The sequence below is a fragment of the Mucilaginibacter conchicola genome, from assembly GCF_003432115.1.
GTDB lineage: Bacteria > Bacteroidota > Bacteroidia > Sphingobacteriales > Sphingobacteriaceae > Mucilaginibacter > Mucilaginibacter conchicola.
Genome location: NZ_QWDC01000001.1, coordinates 223,761 through 245,676, shown reverse-complemented (window position 1 = coordinate 245,676; position 21,916 = coordinate 223,761). Strand labels below are relative to the sequence as shown.

Below are 21,916 nucleotides of genomic sequence, written 5' to 3'. Positions count from 1 at the left end.
GTTTATTTTTCTGATTTATCCTTTTTAGTTGAGAATACGTAATATACGCCGCCAAATACGCCTAAATTTTGCCCGTAATTGCGGCCATGTAATACCCAACTGCCACCTGCAGTAAACTCAAGGCCTTGAATGTTCTGGAACATGTATTTGAAGATACCGCCTACCGCAGTTGCTTCCATATTGTTGCTTGGAAAAGGCATGTTGTTTTTAGTGATATCAAAACCACCAATAGTGTTCATGTGCGTAAGCGTAGCCTCGGCATTAAACTTTAAGCTGCGGTAACCTGTGCTAAATAAAAAGTTGGTCATGTTTGGCATGGCAACCTGGTTAGTGTAATGCATTTCTGTAGTGTAATACGCATCGCGATCAATAGTAATGTTATCGCGACGCATGTACTGGCCTGCACCTGCTACAAAGAACCTGCCCACCTGGTAGTTTAATAAACCGCGCAGAGCAATATTTTTGCTGCGCATACCAATAGAAAGTGGCAGATAATCTGCCTGGTAGTTACCCACAGGGATACTGCCGGATAAAATGGCATGTAAACTTAATAAGCCTGTTCCTAATTCTTCTTTTACTGCCATCCATTTAACTGCGAGGCTGATATCCTGAAATCCTTGCTGGCCTCTTAAAGTACCTGCAGATACATTTGTTTTAACATAAGGTGCCATAAACAACACGTTAATACGATTACTTAGACCGTAGTTGCCACCAAGTGCGTAAACATTGCTGCTTACTGTGCCAAGGTTAAGATTTTCGCGGCGGAAAGTGCCTTCCCAGTAATGGTTCCAGCTATTGTGGGTATAAAGGCCTGCGGCACAGAAATAATTTTTCGGTATCATAAGCGCATCAGACTCGGTTTGGGCTTTAACAGTTTGGTTTAAAGCAACCAAAGCCAATGCACTAATACAATACTTAATATATTGTAAAGTTATCTTCATAAAAGTGGTTTAAATAATAAGGGTATGAAAGTTTTATAAGCATCAGCCACCAAAAAATCTCACAAATTTAATGGCTGATGCTTAAGTAATTGCATGGTGCTTAGCGCTGAACAAATCATAAACGTTACGACAAAACGTATATAGCCGTTCAGCTTAAAGCGCACAAAAAATCTTAGAATGAATATTAATCAACCGATGAGGTGATTGGGCGGCTTGCCCGGAGATTCAATGTAAGGGTGAGTTAATATTGAAGATAAAAGATTCTCTCTCTTTATTGAAGCATCTTTAAATTGCAGAAAATCGTATTCGGTAACGGGTACATTGTACTCGCTTACAGGCGAGCTTAATTTCTTAGCAGGCGCATCCTGTCCTTTTTTGCTCAACGGCGCATCACTTATGTTTTTAGCCATAATGGTATTGGCCTCAAACAATTTGTTTTTAACCTCGTTGGCAACGCATACCAGGAACATGGTATCGCGGGTCATTTTTACACCCACGTAATTATAGAAACCATTTTTAAGTTGAATTTGCCCCTGTACTTTCTCATAATCGGGCCAATCTTGTATACCGGGGGTGCGCATCGGAACTTTGAGCAGCACAAGTTGGGTTGCATCAACCTTGTTCTCGTAGATCTGTTTTACGATCTGTTGCTCTGAGCGACGCATAAAATATTGGAAAATAATGGCATATCCACCCGCATTAAACAGGTGCACGCTTAGCAGCAATATAGCCAGAAATCTTCTCAACACTCAGGTAATATTAGGGTATAACACCGTAAAAATATTTATAAAATTGAATATAACAAATTTATTACAGAGAATTTTCAAATAAATAACCGGTGCCTTAAGGCTTTAGTATTTAAACCTTTAATTATCTAAAGGAGTAAGTTGCACAAGGTACTGATCCATGTCATCATTATATAAAACCTCACCTATCCACTTCTCCTCTATTGCAATTTTCTTCAATGTTTCGGCATCTACATAAAGCCATTTAAACCACTCGGTTTTTTTGCCTTTGTAAATATATTGGTATGATAATTCGCCGTAGTAGTCATGCTCTTTGGGCGGATGGCCATCATACAGGTAAGCAATATCTGACGAATCGAACAGTAACTTTCCGCCGGGTTTAAGCAGTTGCTTTGCATGTTGCAGAAACTTACGAAGACCATCTAAAGTGCCGCACAGGCCAATGCCGTTCATCATCAGTAAAAGCGTGTCGTATTGTTGTTGCTGTCGGTAACTAAAAACATCCGCTTCAATAGCTTTCGTTACTCCGCGCTGCTGCATTATTGCAACTGCTAACGGAGAGATATCCATAGCAGTTACATCCAGTCCTTTACTCTGCAGGATCAAAGCATGGCTGCCCGCCCCTGCCCCTATATCCAATACCTTGCCTTTACAATGCTTTAAAGCAAATAATTCCAGGTCGGGCATTTCATCCTCATCACGAAAATAAACATCAACCGGCATCTCCTCTTTGGGGCCGTATTTATTGTTTATCCAAAGCTTGTGCTTACCGTTCTGTTTGTAGTGGTCAAAAAGTGCTTGTCCGAAAATGTCGTTCACGATGCAAAGATATTTTTTCCTATAATTGAAATACTATGAAACTACATACTATTGATACCGGCTTTTTTAAACTGGATGGTGGTGCCATGTTTGGCGTTGTGCCAAAGGCGTTATGGCAAAAAACAAACCCTGCCGATGATAAAAACCTTTGCACCTGGGCCATGCGCTGCATGCTCATCGAGGAAGGAGATCGCCTGATATTGGTAGATACCGGCATTGGTAACAAGCAAGACGAGAAATTCTTTAGTCATTATTACCTGCATGGCGATGCATCATTAGATAGCTCGTTAGCCGCAAAAGGTTTTCATAGAGATGATATTACCGATGTTTTCCTGACCCACCTGCATTTTGACCATGTAGGTGGCGCGGTAGAACGTATCAACGGCAACCTTGCCCCTGCTTTTAAAAATGCAACGTACTGGAGCAACAGCCAACACTGGGACTGGGCAGTTAATCCTAACGAACGCGAGAAAGCTTCATTTCTTAAAGATAATATCTTACCCATACAGGAAAGCGGGCAGCTAAAATTTATAGACGCTGTTGATGGCGTAGCTTTTACTGATGATGTGAAGATCCGTTTTGCATACGGCCATACCGATGCTATGATGCTGCCACAAATTAGCTATAAAGGTAAACAAGTATTGTATATGGCAGACTTGCTTCCGTCTGTTGGGCATATCCCGCTGCCTTATGTAATGGCTTATGATATGTTCCCTATGAAGACACTTGATGAAAGGAAATTGTACTGGAATGAGGCCGCAGAAAAGGAATACATATTGTATTTAGAACACGACCCGATGAATGAATGCTGTACTTTGCAGCACACTGAAAAAGGAATACGGGTTAAAGATGTATTTATGCTAAAAGATTTGTAACTTGGTTTTCATAAACCGAAAAACCGATAACCTATTTGTAACCCACAAAAATTATTCCAAAAACAAGCCCTAAAAATACTTTCTCATTTTAGGGTAAAATACTGGTTTTCTTAGTATAAAACTGGTTTTTTAAGAAACAAATTCGTACTTTTGCACGTTCAATTCTAAATCAAAGAATCGAGGCTAATAAAATAGATGAGACAACTCAAAATAACTCAATCAATTACCAACCGTGAGTCACAATCCCTTGACAAGTACTTACACGAAATTGGTAAAGTTGACCTGATAACTGCCGAAGAAGAAGTAATCTTAGCACAGAAAATTAGAGAAGGCGACCAGGCCGCATTGGAGCGTTTAACAAAAACGAACCTTCGCTTTGTGGTATCGGTAGCTAAACAATATCAAAACCAGGGCCTTACCCTGGGCGACCTTATTAATGAAGGTAACTTAGGTTTGATTAAAGCTGCAAAACGTTTTGACGAAACCAAGGGTTTCAAATTCATATCATACGCCGTATGGTGGATCCGCCAGTCGATCTTGCAGGCTATTGCCGAGCAAAGCCGTATTGTGCGTTTGCCTTTGAACCAGGTTGGTTCATTAAGCAAGATCAGCAAAGCCTTCTCAAAATTAGAGCAGGAATACGAGCGCGAGCCATCACCAGAGGAACTTGCAGATATTTTGGAAACTACTGTTGACAAGATTTCTGACACCCTGAGCAACAGTGGTCGCCACGTATCAATGGATGCACCGTTTGTACAAGGTGAAGAAAACACGCTGTTAGATGTATTGGAAAACCAGGAGCCTAACACCGACTCTATCCTGATCAACGAATCGTTATCAGAAGAGATCAAACGTTCACTTTCTACTTTGACCGAGCGCGAACGCGAGATCATCGTATTGTTCTTCGGTTTAGGTACCAACCATCCGCTATCGCTTGAGGAAATAGGTGAGAAATTTAACCTTACCCGCGAGCGTGTACGCCAAATAAAAGATAAGGCACTGCAACGCTTACGCCATACGTCGCGAAGCAAGATCCTGAAATCATATTTAGGTTAACAACATTAAAAGCCCCTGCTAAACAAGCAGGGGCTTTTTTATGTTAAATTATTTATGGAAGATGTAAGCGGCTATCAAAACCTTACCCCTGCACAGGCTATCGACCACCAGCAGGAACTCCGCAAACAGATCAGCATAAAGGAACTCAACACCCCTATTCGCACCATTGCTGGCGCCGATATATCTTTCAATAAATATTCAGATATACTTTATGCGGGCATCGTTGTATTCTCTTATCCCGAACTGAAAATCATTGGCACAGCAACAGCCATATCGCATATAACGTTCCCATACATATCCGGCCTGCTGGCCTTCCGCGAAATCCCTGCCTTGATAGATGCATGGAATAACCTCATCACCAAGCCTGATCTGATGGTATTAGACGGCCAGGGCATAGCCCATGAACGCCGCATGGGTATTGCTACACATTTTGGTTTGGTAACCGGCGTGCCAACCATCGGCAGTGCCAAAAGCCGATTGGCTGGAAGGTTTGATGAACCTGCAGATAGATCCTTTGCCGAAAGCCCAATGTATGATAAAGGCGAGCAAGTTGGTGTAGCCCTGCGCAGCAAAGCGCGCTGCAATCCCATTTATATTTCGCCGGGGCATAATATCAGTATACAACAAAGCGTTGATGTGATTAAAAATTGCATTCGCGGCTACCGCATACCCGAACCAACCAGGCAGGCACACTTGTTAGTTAACAAGATAAGGATAGAGCATGGGGACGGTAAACCTGCACAGCCGGGGTTGTTTGATTAATCGCCTAAAACCATCAATGAACAACACGCGTACACTTGTCTGGTATTTCTACAGGCCTGTAATGGTCATCAATCTCATTTTTACGGCAATCTGCATTCTCGATCTTTTAAAGATAGGTATGTGGTTCGTTGTAAACGCACTCATTATAAAGATTGTTGGCTACGGCGGTACTGTATTCTATAAAAATTATTTTTCTGATAGATCGTTCATGTTCTACCGCAATGCTGGCTATAGCATTACCCGCATGTATACTTACATATTTGTTTGTGACATGGCAGTTTTCCTGCTGATAGTTGCTTTGATATCACCTTTTATACCGCACCATGCACACGTTAAAGGTTGATAGCATACAACTTGAATACGATGGCCGCAAGATATTGCAGGATGTGCACGTTACCTGTCGGCAGGGAGAGATCATCGGCTTATTGGGCAGAAACGGCTGCGGTAAATCATCTTTACTGAAGATCATCTTCGGTTTGTTAAAACCCACTTACAAGTATGTAGCTATTGATGATGTATTTATAAAAAAAGGCTATCAGGGAAATTGTATGGCTTATCTGCCTCAACATAACTATCTCCCCAACGGGATAAGATTGCAGAAACTGGCTAAGCTTGTTGTAGACCCCGATTTTTGGCCTGCATTTACGCAATTACCAATCTATGAACTTTGCTGCAATAAAACCGCTGCCGAACCATCTGGTGGCCAATTGCGCCATTTTGAGACTATGATGGTGATACACAGCAAAGCTGATTTTATTTTGCTGGATGAACCTTTTACGCACATCTCCCCTATACAAGCCGAGGAACTGAAAGAAGTAATACGCGCCTGCGCCAAACGCAAGGGAATTATTGTTACCGATCATCAGTATTATAACATATTGGATGTTAGCGACCGTGTTATCCTGCTTGATAAGGGCTGCACAAAACACATTACAGATAATGAAGATTTAGTTACTTACGGCTATCTTAGCGGTATTAACCGTTAAACGCTATGACAATCTTCATTTACCAGGCCGATGCTTTCACCGATCAACTTTTTGGCGGCAATCCTGCGGCAATTTGTCCGTTGGATGAGTGGCTGCCGGATGAGATGATGCAGAAGATAGCTTTGGAGAACAACCTGGCTGAGACAGCGTTTTTCGTAAAAAACGATAATGGCTACCTGTTACGCTGGTTTACGCCTGAGTTGGAAATAGATCTTTGCGGCCATGCTACATTGGCAACGGCGCATATTCTTTTCACCGAATTAGGTTACACAGGTGATACCATTAATTTCGATACCGTTAAAGCAGGCACGCTGGTAGTAAAGCGCGAGGGCGATAAATATTCTATGGATTTCCCATCGCGCCCACCCTTTGCAGCCGACTTGCCTGAGGGCCTTGTGGCAGCCTTAGGTGGCGCCCAACCGAAAGAAGTTTTACGCTCCCGCGATTACTTTCTGGTTTATGATAGTGAGGATGATATCCAGAACATGCAACCCGATCATTCGTTACTGGCTAAGATAAATACTATGGGCGTTATCGTAACGGCGCCAGGTAAGGATGTTGATTTTGTATCGCGCTTTTTTGCGCCTGCCGCGGGCATACCCGAAGATCCGGTAACTGGCTCGGCACATTGTAACCTTATACCTTATTGGGCAGGTAAGTTAAATAAGAATGTATTGCATGCTTACCAGATATCAGCCCGCAAAGGCGAACTTTGGTGCGAATTAAAGGGCGACCGTGTAATAATGGCTGGTAAAACGGTAACCTATCTGCGCGGAAGCATCGAGGTTTAAAGGTTCTTGATTGTAACAAAGCAAATCCGGGTAACTCTAAGTCCCGATATGAAAAAACTAAACCTTCTCCTTTTCCTGTTTATTTTATGCATGCCTTTGGCGATGCAAGCGCAGCAGCGCAACAGTAAAATTGTATACACCTCAGACATAGATAATTTTTGGCAGGCGTATGATAGCCTGGCAACTGTCTCCGATACAGCAAAACAGGTTGATATTTTACAAAAGCTTTATGTTGACCGCGGTACCCCGGGGCTTAAGGCATTTATGAAAGCACGCGACTATGATGCCAGATTGTGGATAAAACTCATTCATCAATATCCCGCCTTTTGGAAAAGCATCAGGAAAAATACATTAAGCGTAAAACAACAAGTAGTAGCAATTGAGCGTAGCGTAGAAAAGTTTAGGAAACTTTACCCCGAATTAAAACCCGCTAAAATGTATTTTACCATTGGCGGCCTCAGATCTGGCGGTACCACTACAGATGACATGGTACTTGTAGGTGCAGAAATAGCCACGGCCGACGGGCAAACAAATGCCTCAGAATTGAGCGATTGGCTTAAAGGTGTTTTTAAGAATCAGCAAAATGCTAACCTGGTTGGTCTTAACGTTCACGAATATGTACATACGCAGCAAAAAAGTGGCGATACCCATATCCTGCTTTCGCAAGCGATTATGGAAGGCGCTGCAGATTTCATTGCAGAACTGGTTACTGGCCGCCTTAATAAGAATGCCTACATGATATATGGGCGTGAACACGAGGCTGAACTTAAAGAGAAATTCAAACTTGAAATGTTTGGTAGTGGTACCCAAAACTGGCTGTATAATGGCTCTGGAAATTCACATGCAGATCTGGGATATTTTATGGGATACGCTATATGTAAAGCATACTATAACAGCCAACCTAATAAGAAACGGGCAATCAAAAACATCATTGAGCTGGATTATACCAATGAAGATGCAGTAACTGCATTTCTAAAACAGTCAGGGTATTATAAAGAGCTGGTAGATAAACAACAACTGTTAATTGAACTTGATAAACTGAGACCTGTTGTGGTTAGTTTATATCCGGATATTAACGGGCAAAAAGATGTTTCGGCTGATTTAAAAGAGTTGACAATTAAGTTCTCGCAACCAATGGGCGAAGGATATTCGATCAATTTAGGCGAAGGCGGTCGCGAGCATTTCCCACTATCAGGTGTTAACGGCTTTAGTGATGATCGTAAAGCTTTTAAACTCAAAATGGATCTGAAACCGGGCACAACATACGATTTTATAATCACCGACAGATCGTTCAAATCTAAAGATGGTTACCCTCTTAAACCTTATACCGTACATTTTGAAGTGAAGTAGTCTACTTTACGGGAAAATACTTATTTTAAGCATCTATTTTACGATTAGTACTTGTCCTGATTAATGCAGCTTACTAAATTAGAAATCAAGGGGTTTAAGAGTTTCGGCGATAAGATCACCATTAATTTTAATGAGGGTGTTACGGCTATTGCCGGGCCAAATGGCTGCGGTAAAAGTAACGTTGTCGACTCTATACGCTGGGTTTTGGGTGAGCAAAGCACCCGTATGCTGCGTTCTGAGAAGATGGACAACGTTATTTTTAACGGAACCAAAAGCCGCAAAGCAGCCAACCTTGCTGAGGTATCTTTAACCTTCGACAATACTAAGAACATCCTTCCTACCGATTTCTCGCAGGTAACCCTCACCCGCCGTCTTTACCGTAGTGGTGAAAGTGAGTATCGCTTGAATGATGTGCAGTGCCGCTTAAAAGATATCACCGACCTTTTTATGGATACCGGTGTAGGTGCCGACTCCTACTCTATCATCGAGTTGAGGATGATAGACGAGATCATCAACAACAAAGAAGGATCGCGCCGTAATTTGTTTGAGGAAGCATCGGGTATCTCTAAATATAAGCTGCGTAAAAAACAGACTTTCAGTAAATTAAAAGACACCGAGGCTGATCTGGAGCGTGTTGAAGACTTGTTGTTCGAGATAGAGAAAAACTTAAAAACACTTGAGAACCAAGCCAAGAAAACTGAACGCTACTACCGTTTAAAAGAGCAGTACAAAACGCTGAGTATTTCACTGGCATCTTTCCGTATTGCCAACTTCAGCAAGTCGTTAGCTGAGATAGAGGAAAAAGAGCAGGTACAAAAGGTTGAGAAAGCCGGCATTACCTCGCAGATTGATACTCTTGAGGCCGACCTTCAAAAAAACAAGGTTGACAGCATCACCAAAGAGAAAAACCTTGCGGCACAACAAAAAGCCAGCAATGAGTACACAGCGAAGATCCGCGCGTATGAGAGCGAAAAGCGGATAAAGAACGAGCAGCTTAAACATCAGCAAGATAAAGAGACACGCCTTAAAGACGAGTTAGAGCGCGATAATACGCAGTATAAACACGTACAGTACAACATTAAGCGCCTTAACGAGGAAAAAATGCAGGAAGATGAAAACCTGCAAACCATTACCTCGCAGGTTGCCGATCTAAAAGAGGCTGTAGATGAGCTGCGCGCACAGCAAACCGAAGCACGTGCTGAATTGAACGAACTTAATTCGGTGAATAACCGCCTGCAAAGCCAGGTTTATAAAGCCGAAAAAGATATAGATATCCTCAACATCCAGCAGCAGGCCCTTGAGCAGGAAAGCCAGCGCAATATGGAAGATACCACCAATAAAGAAGCTGAGCTTACCCACTTTAATACCGTAGTAGCCGAATTGCAAAACCGCGTAGAAACCATGCGTGGCGAATACGATCTGGCAGTTGAGGCAGAAAATAAACTCCAGGAGCAGATCACAGAAACCGAAGCATCACTTAAAACAGTTACAGAAAGCATTGCCGCCGATAGCCGCAAGCTGGATGCTAAACAGAATGAGTATAACCTCACCAAAAGTTTGGTTGATAACCTGGAAGGTTTCCCTGAGTCTATCCGCTTTCTTAAAAAGACAACAGGCTGGGCTAAAACTATTACCCTCTTCAGTGATATCCTATTTTGTAAAGAAGAATTCCGCGTAGCGATTGAGAACTACCTGGAGCCGCTGATGAACCACTATGTGGTGAATAATTATGATGAAGCTATAGCCGCCATTAACCTGCTGAGCAAATCAGCCAAAGGAAGGGCGCAATTCTTTATACTGGATAACTATACAGAAGAAATTTCTAAAGCCCTACCTTTCGGGGAGGGTTTGGGTGGGGCTGCGGCGGCTATCCCTGCCCTATCTGTTGTTGAAGTTGATGAGCGTTATAAACCGCTCTGCACCTATCTATTAAAGAACGTTTACTTAGTTAACGACCAGGGCGAGCAGGATATCAATTCTATCCAATTACCTGATGGTGTAGTGTTAATAGGTAAAAGCGGTAAGTTCAATAAATCGCGCCATACTATGGCGGGTGGTTCTGTAGGTTTGTTTGAAGGTAAGCGTATTGGCAGGGCTAAGAATCTGGATAACCTGCTCAAAGAGATCAAACAAGCCGAGACACGCATCCAAGCTTTTAAAAATCAGAACGAAGAACTGAATAGTCGTTTAGCAGCTCTTAAAGCTTCAGGCAAAGCTAATGAGGTGAGGCAAAAGCAGTTTGAGCTGAACCAACTGAATACAGAACTGGTTACTGTTAAAACCAAGCAGGAGCAATACCAAGCCTTTATTGAGAACAGCCTTAACCGTAAGCAGGCTATTGCCGATAAGATCGCGGGTATCAAAGAAGAAATATTCAACCTTGGCCCTACGCTGATAGACCTCAAAGAACAAAAGCAAACGCAGAACGAGCTGATGCTGGAGAAACAGGCTTTGTTTAATGAACTGAACGAGATAGTTACCGTTCGTTCAAATGCTTATAACCAGGAGAACATCCGTTTCCATCAGCAGCAAAACAAAGTATCGGGCCTTGCTAAAGACCTTGATTACCGCGAAACACAACTGGAGCATTTGCATACACGCATTAGCCAGAATAATAGCGAGCTTGAAAAAGTAAAAGCGCAGATACTGGAAAACCTGCAACAAACCGGCGATAGCGACGAAAACCTGCTGGAGATGTACGAGCAGAAAGAAGCCCTTGAAAAGGGAACAGCCGAGGCCGAACAGGAATACTACGCGTGGCGCAATGCCATCACCGAACGCGAAGCTGAAGTGTCTAAACTACGCCAGCAAAAAGATCGTACAGAAACTATCGAGAACGAATTGAAGGATGAGCGTAATAATCTTAAAATAGAGCTAAATGCCCTTCGTGAGCGTTTATCTGTAGAGTTTAATATCGATATTAACGACTTGCTTGAAGTTGAGGTGAGCGAAACCGAAAGCGAGGACGACATCCGCGATAAAACGGAGAAGATGAAACGCCAACTGGATGATTTTGGTGCGATAAACCCTATGGCAGTTGAGGCTTACAATGAAATGAATGAGCGCCACACTTTCATCCAAACACAAAAGAAAGATCTTGCTGAGGCTAAAGCATCGTTGTTGGCTACTATCCAGGAGATAGATGATACCGCTAAGGAGAAGTTTATGAACGCCTTTATTTTGGTACGGGAGAATTTCATCAAGGTATTCCGCTCGTTATTTAACGAGGAAGATTCGTGTGATCTTACGTTGACCGATCCTGAGCGCCCGCTGGAATCTGATATCGATATTATTGCCCGTCCTAAGGGCAAACGTCCGCTATCTATCAACCAGTTATCGGGTGGTGAGAAGACCTTGACTGCTACGGCCATCCTTTTCTCGCTTTACCTGTTAAAGCCTGCCCCATTCTGTATTTTTGATGAGGTAGATGCACCGTTAGATGATACCAACATCGACAAGTTCAATAACATTATCCGTAAATTCTCTGCCGAATCGCAGTTCATCATCATATCGCACAATAAACGCACCATTGCCTGTACCGATATTGTATACGGTGTAACTATGGTTGAGCAAGGCATATCGCGTGTTGTGCCGGTAGATTTAAGAGAATTTGCGGAGTAGTAAGCAGATCAACAAAAGATATGTACAAAAAGAGAGGCCTTGATTATTTATCAAGGCCTCTCTTTTTGTATCTGTAAGAAGATTATTTTTTGTGCTTTGGGGTTTCAAACACCATTCCTTTAAACTGTTTTGCACCTAACTTTATATCTAAAGCGCGAGATACATCAGCGCTGAAGAGTTGTTGGCCTGTAGTACTTTGTACTTTTGGACCTGCAACATCAAAGGTTCCTACTTTAACATAGTTAAGCGCATATTTAAGCAATTGCTCTTCAGGGTCGCCAAAGTCTTTGCTAACGTCATCTGCGGCATACTTACCGGCATAATCGGTTGAACCGGGTTGCATACCGGCATAGTATCCACCTTTACCCAAAGAGTTTTTGGTTTCAAACTGCGGAACATAAAGTTGGTATTTATTAATGTTTAAAGCAAAGAAACCAACCGGTTTACCATAAGTGGTGTTACCTATAAGTTTGATGTTACGTTTTGGTAACAGGTTATTAATAGTCAATTCGCTGGCCGAAGCAGTGCTACCGGTTACTATAAAGAAAATGTTGTTAAGACCGGCAAAACTTCCAAAAGGTTGTTTTTCAAAATTCTCTGTATTTGCGGCTGCAGAAAAATCAAACGCATCATAATAGTTATAAGTTTGACCATTGCTTCGGCGTACCTGGTTTTTAAGAATTGTTGCTTTGCCCGATGACATTGTTTCGTTAAATATGTAGCTAAACATCGGTGTGCCAAAAGCCGCATCAGGAGCCAGCAAATTACTTAAATATTGCGCAGTTTCTACAGCCCCGCCACCATTGTATCTAAGGTCGATAACCAGATCGGTAACGCTGGCGGCTTTGAAAGCATTAAGTGCGGCATCAATTCTTGGCTGGGCGTTATCAAGCTCAGTAAAGCTGTTGAAAACCATGTAACCAACTTTTTTACCACCATCAAGTTCAAATATCTTACTGGTTAAAACCGGGTTTACCGTATATGAAGCTGTAGACAATGAAACATCAAAGGTAGTTCCATCATACCTTTTCAAGGTCATGTTAATGGTATTGCTGTAAGCATAAGCTTTTATCAGGAAATCAACATTGGCGTCAGTAGCGGCAAGATCGGTCTTGTCATTTATTTTAACTATCTGGTAACCGCGTTTAATACCCTGGTTATCAGCCGGCGAACCCGGGTAAACATATTTGATCCTTAAATCGTTCATGCTTGGCCAAAACGGTGCAAAACCAAAATCACCATTGGTGCCACCTATTGAACCTGCTACGCCACCTTCATCTATAAAAGAATATTTAGCTTGGCCCGGCGCGTCTTCATCGTACTCATAGGGTTTGTTTGTTTTAGGGTTTATTGCGTATTGCGAAAGCGCATCAACCTCTTTGCTAAGCGAGTTTATATCAGTTGAACCACTAAATGACCTTGGCCTGAAGTTCTCATAAGATGGCAATGAAGTATTCCAGTAATAAGTTTGCTGCGAATAATAGTAAATTGAATCTTTTATCAGGTCGAGACTTGAAGCCTGTGCAGGTTTGTCTTTTTTACAAGCAGTAAAAAGGGCAGAAGATAATATAATAAGGTAAAAAAATTTTCTCATAAACTATATTAATTACAAAGCAGTTAACGTGTTAGTATTAAGTATATTATTTATATTTTAAGATATTATTTCAGAGGCTGGTATGTGGTCAATCCCACTTGCTTCAGCACACAAAATATCAGTTTCTGTTCCCGTTATCATTAGCAGATCCCTCCTCTCCAAATTATGTTCTTTTAGTAACAGATCAATAGCATCTGTTTCGGGTTTAGGCATCGTTTCCTGGGTGAAGTAACACGTTAAATATGGCTCTAACCCATGCCACTCTACCTGGCGAATTTTATTCAATTGCATTTGCGGTGCACCGTTGGTAACTATAAACAGCTTTTTCCTGTCGGTAACCACCTCTTGCATAAAGCTAAGCATATTTTGGTACAACAACAATTTTAATGGAAGCCTTGCAGTAAGCAACATAAGCTCCAGCTTACTGCGGTACTTTTCATCAACACTCAACTGGTTCACCAATGCATCATAAACCGCACCTTCTCCGCTCTTATTATACGTATCAATCATCAAATCGGTTGTCTTAGATGCGCTGTTTAATTCAGTGTACTCTAAAAGGTTAGCAAACAGGTAGTAGATCTGGTAGTAGTAGTCCTTTCCGGGGAAAAGCACATCGTCCAACTCAAACACAAAAGCCTTCTTGCGCGAATCGATATCGTTATAGGTTGTTGCCATCTATCAGTTCAATATTATATTCGCTGAACAATTGTTTTGAGTGCTGCAGGATATCCCACTCTTTACCATCAAGCAGATAAATTCTATCAATAGCATTGTCAAGGCTTAAAGTAAGCATTTCATGGGCGTATGTTTCTTTACCCGGGTTGGGTAGTTTAAGCATTTTAGTAAATGCAGGTATATCGCCATAATCGCCCAAAACAATATCCTGTTCGTTTAAACCTGCTTTAAACTTATATGCATTTGCCGATGTGGCAGCGGTAATCAGTATCTTCACTTATAAACTTTCTACAATTAAACCATCTTTCATCAAAATGGTACGGTCGGCCATGTTGGCCAGGTCTTCATTATGGGTAACAATTACAAAGGTCTGGTTAAAATCCTGGCGGAGTTTGATGAACAACTCATGTAATTCTAAAGCATTTTTTGAATCGAGGTTACCTGATGGCTCATCGGCGAATATCAAAGCCGGGTTATTGATCAATGCCCTTGCTACGGCTACTCGCTGTTGTTCGCCGCCAGATAGTTCTGATGGTTTATGATCAAAACGTTCGGCAAGGCCAAGCATATCTAACAGTTCTTTAGCACGCTTCTCTGCATCAGCACGCGATACGCCTGCTATAAATGCCGGGATACATACATTTTCTAACGCATTAAACTCAACCAATAAGTGATGGAACTGAAATATAAAGCCGATATGCTTGTTCCTGAACGTACTTAAAGCTTTGTTGCTATACTTGCTTATTTCGGCACCATCTATAAATATCTGGCCGCTATCGGGTGTATCTAAAGTTCCTAAAATATTGAGCAGCGAACTTTTGCCTGCGCCTGATGCACCTACAATGGTAACTATCTCACCTTTCTGAACTTCGAGGTTAACTCCCTTAAGTATATGCAGCTTTCCGTATGATTTTTGTATGGCTTGTGCTTTTAGCATGTGCGAATTTAGCGATTAGTTAACAACCGATTTGTTATAAGTTGTTAAAATGCGATTAAAGGCTATTATTTATTGAAATAAATATTACAAAACTGTAACCTGGGTGGCCTAATCTCTAAAAACAAAATTGTAGTTTTACCGCAAATACTTCGACAATATGAATATTCACGAATATCAGGGCAAGGCGATTTTAAAAAGCTTTGGCGTAAGAGTACAGGAAGGTATACTTGCTGAAACACCGGAAGAAGCAGTTGCGGCTGCTCAAAAATTGAAAGAAGACTTCAACTCTGACTGGGTTGTTGTAAAAGCACAAATACACGCAGGTGGCCGCGGTAAAGGCGGTGGCGTTAAATTGGCTAAAAACCACGATCAGGTTGCAGAATTAACCAGCCAGATCATCGGTATGCAGTTGGTTACCCCACAAACCGGCCCCGAAGGTAAATTGGTAAGCAAGGTTTTGGTTGCACAGGATGTTTATTACCCCGGCGAAAGCGAAACCAAAGAGTACTACATGAGCGTACTGCTTGACCGCGCTAAAGGCCGCAACATTATCATGTACTCTACCGAAGGTGGTATGGACATTGAAGAAGTTGCACACTCAACTCCTGATAAAATATTTAAAGAAGAAATAGATCCTAAAGTTGGTCTGCAAGGTTTCCAGGCACGTAAAATTGCCTTTAACCTGGGCACAAGCGGCGAAGCTTTTAAAGACATGGTGAAATTTATCACTGCGCTTTACAAAGCTTATGACGCTACCGACTCTTCTCAGTTTGAAATTAACCCGGTATTAAAAACATCTGACAATAAAATTTTAGCTGTTGATGCTAAAGTGAACTTAGATGATAACGCTTTATACCGCCACCCTGATTACGCTGCAATGCGCGATACTGCTGAGGAAGACCCTACTGAAGTTGAAGCAAGCAAAAGCAACCTTAACTATGTAAAACTTGACGGTAACGTTGGTTGTATGGTTAACGGTGCAGGTTTAGCTATGGCTACAATGGATATCATCAAACTTGCCGGTGGTGAGCCTGCAAACTTCCTTGATGTTGGTGGTACTGCTAACGCACAAACTGTTAAAGCCGGTTTTAACATTATCCTTTCAGATCCTAATGTTAAAGCTATTCTGATCAACATATTTGGGGGTATTGTTCGTTGCGACCGTGTTGCGCAAGGTGTTATTGATGCTTACCAGGAGATTGGCAACATCCCTGTGCCAATCATTGTTCGTTTGCAAGGTACCAATGCTAAAGAAGCAAAAGAACTTATCGATAACTCTGGCTTACAGGTTTTCTCAGCTATCTTATTGAAAGAAGCTGCTGAGCGCGTTAAAGAAGTTCTTGCATAAGCAGAGATTAGAGGTTGGTGATTAGAGATTAGTCACCGAAATTTTTATAAAATTAAAGGCTCCGATAGCTCGGGGCCTTTTTGTTACCGTAGTATTAAATTATAAGTTTAAACAAACATCTACCCTTTCCTAAGGTTGTTAATAAATACTTGTTTGTCTTGAGAGCGTCATTTGATGAAAATCAAAATAGATGTTTAAACATTTAATTATATATTTGTCATACACAACAAATTAAAAACAACCATGGCTACAACAAAATGGGTATTAGACCCAATGCACTCAGAGGTTCAGTTTAAAGTTAAACACCTTGTAATATCAACCGTAACAGGTTCATTCAAATCATTTGAAGGCTCATTAGAAACTGAGAATGATGATTTCAGCGATGCTAAAGTTGAGTTCTCTTTAGACGTTGACAGCATTGATACCAATCAGAGCCAACGCGATGAGCACTTAAAAGGTGCAGATTTTTTTGACGCTGCTTCTCACCCTAAGATCAGCTTCAAATCAACATCGTTTACTAAAGATGGCGATGATTACAAATTAAAAGGCGATTTGACCATTAAAGGTATCACCAAGCCGGTTAGCCTTGATGTTGAGCACGGCGGCGTTGCTACCGATTTTTACGGTAATAACAAAGCTGGTTTTGATGTAAGCGGCAAAATTAATCGTAAAGAGTTTGGTTTAACCTGGGAGGGTGTTACCGAAGCCGGTTCTATCGTTGTTGGCGAGGATATCAAATTAACTGCCAGCATACAGTTTGCTAAACAAGCGTAATTAGTAATCAGAGATTTGTTGATTAGAGATTAGTCAACGCTTCATAAAAGAAAAGCCATCCGTTTTAACAGATGGCTTTTCTTTTAAAACCATTTGGCAGCTATATTTGCTTTAGTATTATGCTTTTAAGAATCTATCCTGAAAACCCAAACGAGAAAGCCATTGAACAAGTAGCAGATGTATTGCGCAAAGGCGGCATCATCATCTATCCTACCGATACGGTTTATGGCATAGGCTGTGATATTACCAACCAAAAAGCTATTGAGAAAGTGGCACGCATACGTAATATCAAACCCGAGAAAGCCAATTTTTCATTTATCTGTTACGATCTGAGCCATATTTCGGACTACATTAAGCCTATTGATAACGCCACTTTCCGTTTGCTAAAAAAAGCATTGCCGGGGCCCTTTACATTTATATTTAACGCAAGCCACGCCGTACCAAAACTGCTTAGCTCTAACAAGAAAACAGTAGGTATCCGTGTGCCTGATAATAACATTGCCCGCGAGATTGTGAAGGTGTTAGGCAACCCCATTTTATCTACATCAATCCATGATGATGATGAGATCATGGAATATTCTACCGACCCGGAACTGATTTACGAGAAATACCAGGAGCTGGTAGATATTGTGATAGATGGCGGCTACGGCGAAAACGTACCGTCTACAGTAGTTGATTGCACCTCTGGTGATTTCGAGATTATCCGCGAAGGCAAAGGTGTGCTTGAAGATTATTTGTAAGTTTTAGCCTTTTATCCCCTTTATAAAAGCCGGGATCCTTTCTAAATAGTTCTCTTCTGCCAATAACTTCACAAACGCGCTACCCACTATAGCGCCATTTGCATACTCGCAAGCTTTGCTAAACGACTTGTTATCTGATATACCGAAACCAATAATAGCAGGATTGTTCAACTCCATCGCCTTTATACGTTGGTAGTAAGCTTCGATACTATCGTTCAATTGAAGGCTACCACCTGTTATTGATGATGAAGATAGCAGATAAATAAAGCTGTTGCTGAGGCCATCTATCTTACGGATACGTTCATCTGAGGTTTGTGGTGTAACAAGGAATATATTACTCAGGTGGTTATCCTCAAAATGCTTGCGGTAGATCATCTCGTACTCGTACATTGGCAAATCCGGAACGATAACGCCATCCACACCAGCCGCCGCTGCATCTTTACAAAAGCGCTCAACGCCGTATTGCACTATAGGGTTTACGTAACCCATTAAAAGCACCGGAATGTTAACACGTTTGCGAAGGCCTTTCAGTTGCTCAAACAAAACATGCAAAGTCATGCCGTTATCAAGTGATGTTTGCGAACTGTGCTGAATAGTTGGGCCATCAGCAACAGGGTCAGAGTATGGGAAACCTATCTCCAGGAAATCCGCACCGGCTTTTTCAAGCGCCTCAGCAATATCAAGCGTTGTGTTTAATTGCGGGTAACCTGCTGTAAAATAAATAGAAAGCAGATTATTATTTTTTGAAGCAAAAAGCTGATTAAGACGATTCATCTGAGTAATAGCGTTATCTCTGTACAAGTGCCTGCAAAAGTATCTTTTTTACTAAACAGTGCATATATTATTTTGCATTGGCAATCTTAAACTGCTACTTTAGGGCGTAACGCAAAGCTAAATTATGTCACCAGCAATACTATTATCCTTCATTATCGGTTACTTTTTGGTGCTGATGGTGATATCATATCTTACCTCGCGCAAATCATCAGATAACGATACTTTTTTTGTGGCCAACCGCAACTCAAAATGGTACCTGGTGGCTTTTGGTATGATAGGTACTGCTTTAAGCGGCGTTACCTTTATATCGGTACCGGGTAAAGTTGGTGCGCCAAGCGGCGATCAGTTTGCGTACTTCCAGTTTGTGTTGGGGAACGCAGCGGGGTTTGTCATCATAGCTACAGTATTGCTGCCGCTATATTACCGTATGAAGCTGACATCTATTTACAGTTACATAGAGCATGCTTTGGGAACATGGAGTTATAAAACTGCAGCCGCCATATTCCTTTTGAGCCGCACTATTGGCTCATCCTTCAGGCTATATCTGGTGGTGATTGTTCTGCAAAAATTCATTTTCGATAGCTACCATATTCCTTTTTGGGTAACGGTACTGATATGCCTGGCTTTGATATGGTCATACACCTTTAAAGGTGGTTTAAAAACCATCATCATTACTGATAGCTTGCAGACATTCTTCCTGGTATTATCAGTTTTTCTGTCGATATATTTTATCTGCCGCAGCCTGGATATGAATATTTTCCAGGCAGCAGAGGCTATTAAAAACAGCAGTTATTCTAAGATTTTCTTCTTAGAGGATTTTATGAGTAGCCACTTCCACTTAAGCAAGCAATTCCTTGGCGGCTTATTCATCACCGTAGGTATGACCGGCCTTGATCAGGACCTGATGCAGAAAAACCTCAGCTTAAGCAACATTAAAGAAGCGCAGAAGAACATGTTCAGCTTTACAGGGGTTTTCGTGGTGATCAATATCTTTTTCCTTAGCGTTGGCGCCTTGCTTTATATGTACGCAGTAAAAAATGGTATCACTGTTGAGAAAACAGATTACCTCTATCCTACTATCGCATTAAACTATCTCGGGTTGGTACCGGCTATGGTTTTTATGTTGGGGTTAACAGCAGCTACATTTGCCACTACAGATTCGGCACTTACCGCGCTCACCACATCCTTCTGTGTGGATTTCCTGGGCTTTAATAAACGCAGCGATACCAACAGCAAAAAAATGGTGAACGTACGCCACTGGGTACATATCGCATTCTCGGGCCTGATGTTCCTGACCATTATTGCGTTTAACGCTCTAAATAATGATGCCGTGGTAACAGCCATTTTCAAAGTTGCCTCGTACACCTACGGGCCCCTTTTGGGTTTATATAGCTTTGGTTTGTTTATGAGCAAACGCCAGGTGAATGATAAACTGGTGCCATTCATCTGTTTAATATCCCCTGCCGTATGTTACTTTTTAAGTACCGATTCTAAAGAATTATTGGGCGGTTACGTTTTTGATAACGAGCTGATAATTGTAAACGGTTTAATTACATTTGTTGGCCTGTGGGTAACATCTAAAAAGAAAAACACTGAAGCGGAAATTACGTTAGTTAATTCGTAACCATCCCGCACCTGATAACAAGAAAAAATCTATTTATAACTCCCCGGGGCAAACGGCCCCTTCTATTACTATTTTAACATGACTGGTGAAGAAAAAATAAGACAAGCGTTTGAGAATAAGAACTGGCAGGAAATTAAAGTGACCGACTCCTGGCAGATCTTCAAAATAATGGCCGAGTTTGTTGACGGCTTTGAGAAACTGGCTAAAATTGGCCCCTGTGTATCTATTTTCGGTTCGGCACGTACACATAATGATAACCCGTATTATAAACTGGCAGAAGATACCGCCCGCCTGCTTACCGAGCGTGGCTACGGCGTAATATCAGGTGGTGGCCCGGGTATTATGGAAGCGGCTAATAAAGGTGCTTATGAAGCCGGCGGTAAGTCGGTTGGTTTAAACATCGAGTTACCTTTTGAGCAGTTCCATAACAAATACATAGACAGGGATAAAATACTGGAGTTTGATTACTTCTTTATCCGCAAGGTTATGTTCATGAAATACTCTCAGGGTTTCATTATCCTACCCGGCGGTTTTGGTACTATGGACGAATCATTTGAAGCTATAACGCTGATACAAACCGGCAAAATTGCCCGCTTCCCTATCGTATTTGTAGGCCGGGAGTATTGGGGCGGCCTGTTCAAATGGGTTGAAGAACGTATGCTGCATGATGAGCATAACATTAGCCCTGATGATCTGAACCTTTACCGCGTAGTTGATACAGCAGAAGAAGCAGTAGAGCATATATTCCGTTTCTATGATAAGTACGTGCTGAAGCCGAACTTTTAAAAGCGATACATCAATCCCCGAAAGGGGATTTTTTGTTATATTACTGCCAATGAAAAAAGCCCTTATCATTATTATCACAGTTGCAGCAGCGTTTATTGGGATAACTTTTATTTTTCAGTTAACCAACGTTTTGGCAATGTACAAGGTCCCGACAGATGCCAACCAGCCGGCTATCAATCCCGGAGATCGCATCTACGGATCAAAATTTGCTAAAGACCGCTTTTATAAGTTCATCGCATTTTCAAATAAAGATGTGCCTTTATCTATTTTCAGATGTGTTGGCCTGCCGGGCGATGAGATACAGATAAAGAATGGTGTTTTACTGAGGAATCGAAAGCCCTTAAATGAAGATAATGTATGGAATGAATATATAATTACCGAAAGCCAGCTGGACAAAATAAATAGATACGTAGTGAATAACCACTACCCTGTTTACACACTATTGGATACAACTTATCTTATAACCTTTTCAAAAAAGGCGATGGCCGAGACAAGACTTAACCTTAAACAATACGTGGTGAGCAAAGACACTGTAAACGAGATGATATCGAAAGCTTTTCCGGGCACCACATACAATGAGGACAACTTTGGCCCGGTTAAAGTGCCTGCAAACAGTTATTTCCTTTTAGGCGACAGCCGCCACAACGCCGCCGACTCACGCTACATAGGTTTTGTTAAAGAAAGCGACATCAGAACGATCATACTCAACAGGTAATT

The 21,916-nt window shown here is 41.6% G+C and carries 22 protein-coding genes; 14 read left to right on the top strand and 8 right to left on the bottom strand.

Features of this window, described 5'->3' with window-relative positions; all coding sequences use genetic code 11:
• Positions 1-2: 2 nt before the first annotated feature.
• The 3 genes from D0C36_RS01025 to D0C36_RS01015 form a co-directional block, all read right to left on the bottom strand.
• Positions 3-941, bottom strand: a complete 939-nt coding sequence (locus D0C36_RS01025) for a transporter family protein (RefSeq protein WP_117389735.1) — start codon at positions 939-941, stop codon at positions 3-5.
• Between the two features lie 188 nt (positions 942-1,129).
• Positions 1,130-1,690 (bottom strand): hypothetical protein, encoded by a 561-nt coding sequence (locus tag D0C36_RS01020; RefSeq protein WP_147321910.1) that lies wholly within the window; start codon positions 1,688-1,690, stop codon positions 1,130-1,132.
• 117 nt (positions 1,691-1,807) lie between these two features.
• Positions 1,808-2,506: a class I SAM-dependent methyltransferase gene (locus D0C36_RS01015; protein WP_317126746.1), complete on the bottom strand. Its 699-nt coding sequence runs from the start codon at positions 2,504-2,506 to the stop codon at positions 1,808-1,810.
• Positions 2,507-2,541: 35 nt separating this feature from the next.
• Here D0C36_RS01015 and D0C36_RS01010 point away from each other — a divergent pair, with 35 nt between their 5' ends.
• The 8 genes from D0C36_RS01010 to smc all read left to right on the top strand — a co-directional run bounded on the left by D0C36_RS01010 (position 2,542) and on the right by smc (position 11,947).
• Positions 2,542-3,381 carry an MBL fold metallo-hydrolase gene (locus D0C36_RS01010; RefSeq protein WP_117389732.1) on the top strand — a complete coding sequence of 280 codons (840 nt, stop codon included), beginning with the start codon at positions 2,542-2,544 and terminating at the stop codon, positions 3,379-3,381.
• A 195-nt stretch (positions 3,382-3,576) separates the two neighbouring features.
• A complete protein-coding gene (locus tag D0C36_RS01005; RefSeq protein WP_090466905.1) occupies positions 3,577-4,437 on the top strand; it encodes a sigma-70 family RNA polymerase sigma factor in 861 nt (286 codons plus the stop codon).
• A 54-nt stretch (positions 4,438-4,491) separates the two neighbouring features.
• Entirely contained in the window at positions 4,492-5,199 is a 708-nt protein-coding gene (gene nfi / locus D0C36_RS01000; protein WP_117389731.1) for a deoxyribonuclease V, read from the top strand.
• Positions 5,200-5,215: 16 nt separating this feature from the next.
• The gene (locus tag D0C36_RS00995; RefSeq protein WP_147321909.1) at positions 5,216-5,542 is read left to right on the top strand and encodes a hypothetical protein; all 327 of its coding nucleotides are present in this window, start codon (positions 5,216-5,218) and stop codon (positions 5,540-5,542) included.
• On the top strand, positions 5,523-6,185 hold the full coding sequence (locus D0C36_RS00990; RefSeq protein ID WP_117389729.1) for an ATP-binding cassette domain-containing protein: 663 nt from the start codon (positions 5,523-5,525) through the stop codon (positions 6,183-6,185). Before D0C36_RS00995 ends, D0C36_RS00990 begins: the two co-directional genes overlap by 20 nt.
• Before the next feature lie 5 nt (positions 6,186-6,190).
• Positions 6,191-6,976, top strand: a complete 786-nt coding sequence (locus D0C36_RS00985) for a PhzF family phenazine biosynthesis protein (protein ID WP_117389728.1) — start codon at positions 6,191-6,193, stop codon at positions 6,974-6,976.
• A 48-nt stretch (positions 6,977-7,024) separates the two neighbouring features.
• Positions 7,025-8,326: a DUF2268 domain-containing putative Zn-dependent protease gene (locus tag D0C36_RS00980; RefSeq protein WP_117389727.1), complete on the top strand. Its 1,302-nt coding sequence runs from the start codon at positions 7,025-7,027 to the stop codon at positions 8,324-8,326.
• Positions 8,327-8,389: 63 nt separating this feature from the next.
• A complete protein-coding gene (gene smc, locus D0C36_RS00975; RefSeq protein ID WP_117389726.1) occupies positions 8,390-11,947 on the top strand; it encodes a chromosome segregation protein SMC in 3,558 nt (1,185 codons plus the stop codon).
• 82 nt (positions 11,948-12,029) lie between these two features.
• Here the strand turns inward: smc and D0C36_RS00970 are convergent, their stop codons facing one another.
• From D0C36_RS00970 to D0C36_RS00955, 4 genes are read right to left on the bottom strand one after another with little or no spacing between them, the layout of a single operon-like run.
• Complete coding sequence (locus tag D0C36_RS00970) at positions 12,030-13,541, bottom strand: S41 family peptidase (protein WP_117389725.1); 1,512 nt, start codon at positions 13,539-13,541, stop codon at positions 12,030-12,032.
• Between the two features lie 57 nt (positions 13,542-13,598).
• A complete protein-coding gene (locus tag D0C36_RS00965) occupies positions 13,599-14,216 on the bottom strand; it encodes an HAD family hydrolase (RefSeq protein WP_117389724.1) in 618 nt (205 codons plus the stop codon).
• The gene (locus tag D0C36_RS00960) at positions 14,200-14,493 is read right to left on the bottom strand and encodes a hypothetical protein (protein ID WP_117389723.1); all 294 of its coding nucleotides are present in this window, start codon (positions 14,491-14,493) and stop codon (positions 14,200-14,202) included. Before D0C36_RS00960 ends, D0C36_RS00965 begins: the two co-directional genes overlap by 17 nt.
• Entirely contained in the window at positions 14,494-15,153 is a 660-nt protein-coding gene (locus D0C36_RS00955) for an ABC transporter ATP-binding protein (RefSeq protein WP_117389722.1), read from the bottom strand.
• A gap of 157 nt (positions 15,154-15,310) precedes the next feature.
• Between D0C36_RS00955 and sucC the strand changes: the two genes are divergently transcribed.
• From sucC to D0C36_RS00940, 3 genes are all read left to right on the top strand, one after another.
• A complete protein-coding gene (gene sucC / locus D0C36_RS00950; protein ID WP_117389721.1) occupies positions 15,311-16,501 on the top strand; it encodes an ADP-forming succinate--CoA ligase subunit beta in 1,191 nt (396 codons plus the stop codon).
• 243 nt (positions 16,502-16,744) lie between these two features.
• A complete protein-coding gene (locus D0C36_RS00945; protein ID WP_117389720.1) occupies positions 16,745-17,275 on the top strand; it encodes a YceI family protein in 531 nt (176 codons plus the stop codon).
• Between the two features lie 119 nt (positions 17,276-17,394).
• Positions 17,395-18,015: an L-threonylcarbamoyladenylate synthase gene (locus D0C36_RS00940; RefSeq protein WP_117391318.1), complete on the top strand. Its 621-nt coding sequence runs from the start codon at positions 17,395-17,397 to the stop codon at positions 18,013-18,015.
• A gap of 3 nt (positions 18,016-18,018) precedes the next feature.
• On the opposite strand, the gene trpA is transcribed toward D0C36_RS00940, so the two are convergent.
• On the bottom strand, positions 18,019-18,789 hold the full coding sequence (trpA, locus tag D0C36_RS00935; RefSeq protein WP_117389719.1) for a tryptophan synthase subunit alpha: 771 nt from the start codon (positions 18,787-18,789) through the stop codon (positions 18,019-18,021).
• A gap of 124 nt (positions 18,790-18,913) precedes the next feature.
• Here trpA and D0C36_RS00930 point away from each other — a divergent pair, with 124 nt between their 5' ends.
• The 3 genes from D0C36_RS00930 to lepB all read left to right on the top strand — a co-directional run bounded on the left by D0C36_RS00930 (position 18,914) and on the right by lepB (position 21,914).
• Positions 18,914-20,413 (top strand): sodium:solute symporter, encoded by a 1,500-nt coding sequence (locus tag D0C36_RS00930; RefSeq protein WP_117389718.1) that lies wholly within the window; start codon positions 18,914-18,916, stop codon positions 20,411-20,413.
• A 78-nt stretch (positions 20,414-20,491) separates the two neighbouring features.
• Positions 20,492-21,199, top strand: coding sequence for an LOG family protein (locus D0C36_RS00925; RefSeq protein ID WP_117389717.1), 708 nt, complete (start codon positions 20,492-20,494; stop codon positions 21,197-21,199).
• 49 nt (positions 21,200-21,248) lie between these two features.
• A complete protein-coding gene (gene lepB, locus D0C36_RS00920) occupies positions 21,249-21,914 on the top strand; it encodes a signal peptidase I (protein ID WP_117389716.1) in 666 nt (221 codons plus the stop codon).
• Positions 21,915-21,916: the final 2 nt, after the last annotated feature.